Genomic DNA, 5,202 nt, shown 5'->3' with positions numbered 1-5,202 from the left:
CCCGCCGCTCTCCTCCTTCCCATCCGCATCGCGCCAGGGCGCCGCCGGAACGCCGGTCGGCGCCCTGCGCGCTTTCAGGAGACCCTCTCATGCGCAACTGCATCCGCCCCGACGCGCGCTCCATCCCGATGGTGGTGCCCTATGCCGGCGGGATCCTCTCCGGCCAGGGCATGCTGGTCGGCGCCTTCTTCGGGGTAGCGGCGTCCGACGCAGCCCAGAACGCCAGCGTCGAGTGCGAGACCCGCGGCGAGTTCGAGCTCACCAAGGAGCCTTCCCTCGCCATCAGCCAGGGCGCCCGAGTGTTCTGGGACGACACCAATCGCCGCATCACCACCACCGCGACCGGCAACTTCCAGGTCGGGCTCTGCACCGTCGCGGCGCTGACGGCCGATGCCACGGTCCGCGTGATGCTGGCGCGCGTGCCGGCCTCGGGGGCGTGATGGTCGCGCTGCTGCCGCGCGACCACGCGCGCCTCGCGGGCGTGCACCGCGACCTGGTGCGCGTCGTCGAACGCGCCCGCCAGTCGGTGCCGTTCATCGTCACCGAGGGCGTCAGGTCCCGCGAGCGCCAGGCCCGGCTGGTCGCCATCGGCGCCTCGCGCACGCTGCACAGCCGGCATCTGACCGGCCATGCCGTCGATTTGGCCTACTGGCTGGACGACGGCGACGGCTCCGTCGAGCAGGGCGAGATTCGCTGGGACTGGCCGCTGTACGAGCAGCTCGGCGCCGCGATGAAGGCCGCGGCCAAGGAGGTCGGCGTGCCGATCGCCTGGGGCGGCGACTGGCCCTCCTTCCGCGACGGGCCGCATTTCGAGCTCGACCGCGAGGCCTATCCGTGACCGGCGCGGCGCTCCTCGGGCTGCTGTCCCGCCACGTTCTGCCGCTGGCGCTCGTCGCGGCGGTGGTGCTCGCCGCCACCGCGGCCTGGCACTTCCGCTCCCAGCGCGACGCGGCCCGCCTCGACGCGGCGACGGCCAGCCGCGCGGCGGAGGCCAATGCGGCGGCGCTCGCCCGCGCCACCGCCGAGCACGCGCGCCACATCGCCGCCCTCACCGGCGAGGCCGAGCGCGCCCGCGCCCGGGCCGCGCGCCTTGGCGCCGATCTGGAGGCCCTCCGCCGTGACCCGAGCCACGCGACGGGCGCTGCCCCTGTGCTGCGCGCTGCTGTCGAGCGCCTGCGGCTCGCCCGCGGCGCCGGAGATCCGGCTGCTGCCGCTCCGCCTCCCTGACGTGCTGCTGGTCTGCGCCGCCGCGCCGGCGCTGCCGGCCTCGGACCGCCTGACCCAGGGGCAAGCGGCGGAGCTGCTGCTGGCCTACGACGCCGCGCATGCCGACTGCGCCGGGCGGCTCGCCGCGGTGCGGCGGCTCAATGCGGCGGACGGGGCCGAGCGGTGAACGCGTTTGCGGACGCGATGGCCGCCCTGGTCGCCGATCCGAACCTCGGGGCGGACGCCGTCTACCGGCAGGGCGGCACCGGACCTGCAGTTGCGGTCCGCGTCCTGCGGTCGTCGCCCGACCGTGTGGCCGACGCCTTCGGCACCGAGGTCCTGTCGGCGACGGACATCCTCTCCGTCGCCATCGCGCAGCTCCCCGACCTCGCCGCCGGCGACCGCTTCGCCCTCAGTGCCGACCTGCTCACCGTCACCCACGCCGAGCGCGACGCCTCGGGCACCGCCTGGCGCGTGCTCTGCCAGCGGTAGGAGCCCGCCCGCCATGCCGCAGAACGCCCTCGGCCTCCTGGAGGTGCTGCGCGACCTCCTGCTCGGCGCCGCCGCCGGGCTCGCCGGCGGCTTCGTGCGCTGGAACCACCCCGGGCGCCGCCGCTTCGGCTGGTGCCTGGCCTGGGAGGTCCCCTCCGCCGCGCTGGTCGGCAGCGCCGGCTACGCGCTCGGCGGCTTCCTCGAGTTCAACGAATACGGCCGCTTCCTCTTCGCCTTCGTGTTCGGCTACCTCGGCCAGGCGGCGCTGCACGACCTCGCGGTGGCGATCATCCGGCACCGCACCGGCCTGCCGCCGGGCGGCGGCACCCCGTGAGGCTGGCTGCCCGCATCGTCGGCGACCTGCGCCAGGTGCTCGCCGCCGAAGTCCGGGCCGGCGAGCGCGCGGCGATGACGGCGATCCGCGCCGAGACCGAGCAGGTCAAGCAGGAGCTGCGCCGGCAGGTCACCAGCAGCTTCGGCGGCAACGCGCGGGGCATCGCCAACGCCTGGCGCTCGCAGGTCTTTCCCCGCTCCGGCCAGTCGCTCCGCCCCGCCGGGCTGGTCTGGACCAAGGTGCCGAACGTCATCGACGCCTTCGAGCGCGGCGCGCTGATCCGCGCCAGGGGCGGACGGAAGTTCCTGGCGATCCCGACCGGCTTCAACGCGGCGCGGGGGCGCAGAGGGCGCGCCGGGAAGGGCCTGCGGGTCACGCCGGCGCAGATGGTCGCCTCCGGCCAGGGCTTCCTCCGCCCGTTCCGCTCCGGCCGCGGCTTCGTCTGGTGCCTCCCTCTCCGCCAGGGGGAGCAGACCGGCCGGCGCCGCCGCACCCGCCTGATCGCCGGCGGCCTCGCCGAGATCGGCACCGGCCACCGCAAGGGCCGCGAGGCCTGGGCCCGCGGCATGCTCCAGCGCGGCATGGTACCGATGTTCCTGCTGCTGCCGCAGGTGAGGCTGGCCAAGCGGCTCGACGTGAAGGGCGCCGCCGAGCGCGGCCTGCGCCGGCTGCCCGGACGCTTCGTGGCGGCCTGGGGTCGGACGCATGCGTCCGACGAGAGCGGGAGGACGGCACCGTGAGCATGCGCGAGACCGCGATCGCGGCGCTGCACGGCCGGCTGCAGACGGCGCTCGCCACCCGCAACCCCGCCCCGCTGGTGCTGCGCGGCGAGACCGTGCCGCAGCGCCTGCCGCCGGGTGGCCTCGTCGTCCTGCGCGACGGCGAGACGGTGGAGGAGACCGCGATCCTGTCGCCGCTCGCCTGGGCAATCGAGCACCGCGCCGCGATCGAGGTCACCGTCGCCGGCGCGATGTCCGCCGCGCGCAGCACGCTCCTCGACGCGCTGCTGGTGGCCATCGCCGCCGCGGTCACCGCCGACCGCACGCTCGGCGGCGCCGTGGAATGGGCGCAGCCCGGCGCGCCCGAGTTCGAGGACGTCGAGGTCGAGGGCGCCGCCGCCGCCCGCGCCGCCTCCGTCCCCGTCGCGCTGTTCTTCACCGTCGCCGGCTCGCCGCTGGCCTGACGCCTCCTCTCGCTGATCCCGGAGATCCCCGATGCCCCGTGCCATCGGCGCCAATTGCCGCCTGCTCATGAGCCCCGAGGCGACCTACGGCACCGCGCCCGCGGGCGGCTGGATGCGCCTGCCCTTCCTCTCCTGCGACCTCGGCGCCGAGCAGCCGCTGCTCGACGCCGACGTCATCGGCGTGGGCTCCAGCCGCGATCCGGCGGCACCCTTCCTCGACACCGTCACGGTGCAGGGCCAGGCGGTGGTGCCGCTGGACCTCGTCAACATCGGCCACTGGCTCCGCCTGCTGCTTGGGGCCCCCACCACCACCGGCACCAGCCCGAACTTCGTCCACAGCTTCGGCTCGGGCGCCGCCGCGCTGCCCTCGAACAGCGTCGAGATCGGCTACCCCGACGTGCCCTCCTACGACCTCTGCACCGGGGTGCGCGCCGACACGCTGGAGCTCGACTTCTCGCCCACGGGTCCCGCCACCGCAACCTTCGGGCTGATGGGGCAGGGGTCGGTGCGCAGCGGCGCTTCTTCCGAGGGCACGCCAGTCTCAGCGCCCTACACCGCCTTCCACAAGGCGCAGGGGGCGATCAGCCGGAACGGCGCCGCGCTCGCGCAGGTGACCGGGGCGCGGCTCACCTACGCCAACGGCATGGAGATGGTCCGCACCATCCGCGCCGACCGGAAGGTGGAGGGGGTGGATCCCGGCATCGCGCGCGCCACCGGCCAGATCACCGCGCGCTTCGCGGACACCACCCTGCTGACCCAGGCGCAGAACGGCACGGCGGCGGAGTTCGCCTTTTCCTACACGATCGACGCCAACCGCAGCCTCACCTTCACGCTGCACGAGGTCTACCTGGCGCTGGCCAAGACGCCGGTCGAGGGGCCGGCCGGCGTCGAGGCGAGCTTCGCGTTCCGCGCGGCCTACAACGCCACCGCCACCCGCATGATGACCGTGCTTCTCAGGAACGACCAGGCCGAAAGCGTGTATGCGTGAGACCTACTCGGTACGCTGAATGGCCGCGACGCGGCGCTTCTGCCGCCACGCCGCGAAGGCAGCACGGATCTGCGCCATCACCCGATCGGGCAGCGGGCCGTAGGTGAACGGCCCCGTGCCGCCTTCGAGGGGGCGGAGGTCCGGCCCCGGCCAGACGAAGCGGTTGTACTCGGTGACCACGACCCAGCACGGCTCTCGTTGCAGGCCGAGGCGGGCGCGGGTTTCGGCGGGAACTTCGACCGCCGCGCCGGGCTCTTCCGGCGGGGTGGAGGTGATCGGCAGGACGACGACCTCATCATGGCCGTCCTCCTGGCGAACCAGGGCCACCACCGCCGCCGGACGATCCTTCGACCCTTCCTCTCGTCCCGCCGCGTGCTCGTGGCTCCAGAGGTAGGCGTAGCGGATCACGTCGCCGACAGCCGGCAGCGCCGGCGCGTCAGACCTCATGATCGAAGCGCTTGTTCTCCTCTGGCGGCCGCGCCGCGAGGATGGCGTCCACGATCTCCTGCGGCGCGTCCTCGGTGCGCACCACCTGGCGGTCGCGGCGCTTGAGGCGCTCGTATTCCTCGATCGAGATCAGCACCGTTCGCGGCCGCCCGTTGCGGGTGATGGCGATGGGCTGGGTGAGGGCCTTGTCCTGGTAGAGGCCGAAGTTCCGCTGCGCCTCGGCCGCCGGGACCTTGAGCATCGGCTCGGTCATCGGGGGTTCCTTGGTTTCTGCAAGATACATAACCCATGGAGATTCCAAATTCCATGCTCACCCTCGACCTCCCCATCGAGCCGTACTGGCTCGACCTGCCGCGCGGCGTGCGCGTCGAGATCCGACCGGTGACCACCGCGGTCATGGCCGCAGCGCAGGCCGCCGCCGCGCGCCGGCTGGCGGCGATCCGCGTCGCCGACCCGGACCTCGACCCCGACATGGCGCGCGGCCTGTCCTTCGCCTTCTTGGTCAAGGCGCTCGCCCGCCACGCCGTCACCGCCTGGGAGGGCGTCGGCGAC

The 5,202-nt window shown here is 74.1% G+C and carries 12 protein-coding genes; 10 read left to right on the top strand and 2 right to left on the bottom strand.

Annotated elements, in window-relative coordinates:
* Window positions 1–89: 89 nt before the first annotated feature.
* Genes ET526_RS20655 through ET526_RS20615 form a run of 9 tightly spaced genes read left to right on the top strand, consistent with a single transcriptional unit; the run spans window position 90 to window position 4,203 of the window.
* Entirely contained in the window at window positions 90–440 is a 351-nt protein-coding gene (locus ET526_RS20655) for a DUF2190 family protein (protein ID WP_135470901.1), read from the top strand.
* Window positions 440–838, top strand: a complete 399-nt coding sequence (locus tag ET526_RS20650; RefSeq protein WP_135470899.1) for a M15 family metallopeptidase — start codon at window positions 440–442, stop codon at window positions 836–838. The genes ET526_RS20655 and ET526_RS20650 overlap by 1 nt, the downstream gene beginning before the upstream one ends.
* Complete coding sequence (locus ET526_RS20645; protein ID WP_135470897.1) at window positions 835–1,227, top strand: hypothetical protein; 393 nt, start codon at window positions 835–837, stop codon at window positions 1,225–1,227. Before ET526_RS20650 ends, ET526_RS20645 begins: the two co-directional genes overlap by 4 nt.
* Before the next feature lies 1 nt (window position 1,228).
* Window positions 1,229–1,393, top strand: a complete 165-nt coding sequence (locus ET526_RS21390; protein WP_158295656.1) for a hypothetical protein — start codon at window positions 1,229–1,231, stop codon at window positions 1,391–1,393.
* The gene (locus ET526_RS20635) at window positions 1,390–1,698 is read left to right on the top strand and encodes a head-tail joining protein (protein ID WP_135470893.1); all 309 of its coding nucleotides are present in this window, start codon (window positions 1,390–1,392) and stop codon (window positions 1,696–1,698) included. Before ET526_RS21390 ends, ET526_RS20635 begins: the two co-directional genes overlap by 4 nt.
* Before the next feature lie 13 nt (window positions 1,699–1,711).
* Entirely contained in the window at window positions 1,712–2,032 is a 321-nt protein-coding gene (locus tag ET526_RS20630; protein ID WP_135470891.1) for a phage holin family protein, read from the top strand.
* The gene (locus tag ET526_RS20625) at window positions 2,029–2,772 is read left to right on the top strand and encodes a DUF6441 family protein (RefSeq protein ID WP_135470889.1); all 744 of its coding nucleotides are present in this window, start codon (window positions 2,029–2,031) and stop codon (window positions 2,770–2,772) included. Before ET526_RS20630 ends, ET526_RS20625 begins: the two co-directional genes overlap by 4 nt.
* Window positions 2,773–2,774: 2 nt before the next feature.
* Window positions 2,775–3,215, top strand: coding sequence for a hypothetical protein (locus tag ET526_RS20620; protein WP_240048516.1), 441 nt, complete (start codon window positions 2,775–2,777; stop codon window positions 3,213–3,215).
* Window positions 3,216–3,246: 31 nt separating this feature from the next.
* Entirely contained in the window at window positions 3,247–4,203 is a 957-nt protein-coding gene (locus tag ET526_RS20615; protein WP_135470885.1) for a phage tail tube protein, read from the top strand.
* 3 nt (window positions 4,204–4,206) lie between these two features.
* On the opposite strand, the gene ET526_RS20610 is transcribed toward ET526_RS20615, so the two are convergent.
* Both ET526_RS20610 and ET526_RS20605 read right to left on the bottom strand, forming a co-directional pair.
* Window positions 4,207–4,650 carry a hypothetical protein gene (locus ET526_RS20610; RefSeq protein WP_135470882.1) on the bottom strand — a complete coding sequence of 148 codons (444 nt, stop codon included), beginning with the start codon at window positions 4,648–4,650 and terminating at the stop codon, window positions 4,207–4,209.
* Window positions 4,640–4,903, bottom strand: a complete 264-nt coding sequence (locus ET526_RS20605) for a type II toxin-antitoxin system Phd/YefM family antitoxin (protein ID WP_135470880.1) — start codon at window positions 4,901–4,903, stop codon at window positions 4,640–4,642. The genes ET526_RS20610 and ET526_RS20605 overlap by 11 nt, the downstream gene beginning before the upstream one ends.
* 53 nt (window positions 4,904–4,956) lie before the next feature.
* Between ET526_RS20605 and ET526_RS20600 the strand changes: the two genes are divergently transcribed.
* The coding region (locus tag ET526_RS20600) for a hypothetical protein (protein ID WP_135470878.1) at window positions 4,957–5,202 on the top strand (246 nt) is incomplete at its 3' end.

The sequence above is a fragment of the Crenalkalicoccus roseus genome (genome assembly GCF_004761865.1).
Classification (GTDB): domain Bacteria; phylum Pseudomonadota; class Alphaproteobacteria; order Acetobacterales; family Acetobacteraceae; genus Crenalkalicoccus; species Crenalkalicoccus roseus.
The sequence above is the reverse complement of the archived record's forward strand: the minus strand, read 5'-3'. Positions and strand labels throughout refer to the sequence as shown.

Bases quoted from the DNA above. Each gene is read 5' to 3' on its own strand.
- ET526_RS20655 (WP_135470901.1), top strand. From the start codon at position 90: ATGCGCAACTGCATCCGCCCCGACGCGCGCTCCATCCCGATGGTGGTG.
- ET526_RS20650 (WP_135470899.1), top strand. From the start codon at position 440: ATGGTCGCGCTGCTGCCGCGCGACCACGCGCGCCTCGCGGGCGTGCAC.
- ET526_RS20630 (WP_135470891.1), top strand. From the start codon at position 1,712: ATGCCGCAGAACGCCCTCGGCCTCCTGGAGGTGCTGCGCGACCTCCTG.
- ET526_RS20620 (WP_240048516.1), top strand. From the start codon at position 2,775: ATGCGCGAGACCGCGATCGCGGCGCTGCACGGCCGGCTGCAGACGGCG.
- ET526_RS20615 (WP_135470885.1), top strand. From the start codon at position 3,247: ATGCCCCGTGCCATCGGCGCCAATTGCCGCCTGCTCATGAGCCCCGAG.
- ET526_RS20610 (WP_135470882.1), bottom strand. From the start codon at position 4,650: ATGAGGTCTGACGCGCCGGCGCTGCCGGCTGTCGGCGACGTGATCCGC.
- ET526_RS20605 (WP_135470880.1), bottom strand. From the start codon at position 4,903: ATGACCGAGCCGATGCTCAAGGTCCCGGCGGCCGAGGCGCAGCGGAAC.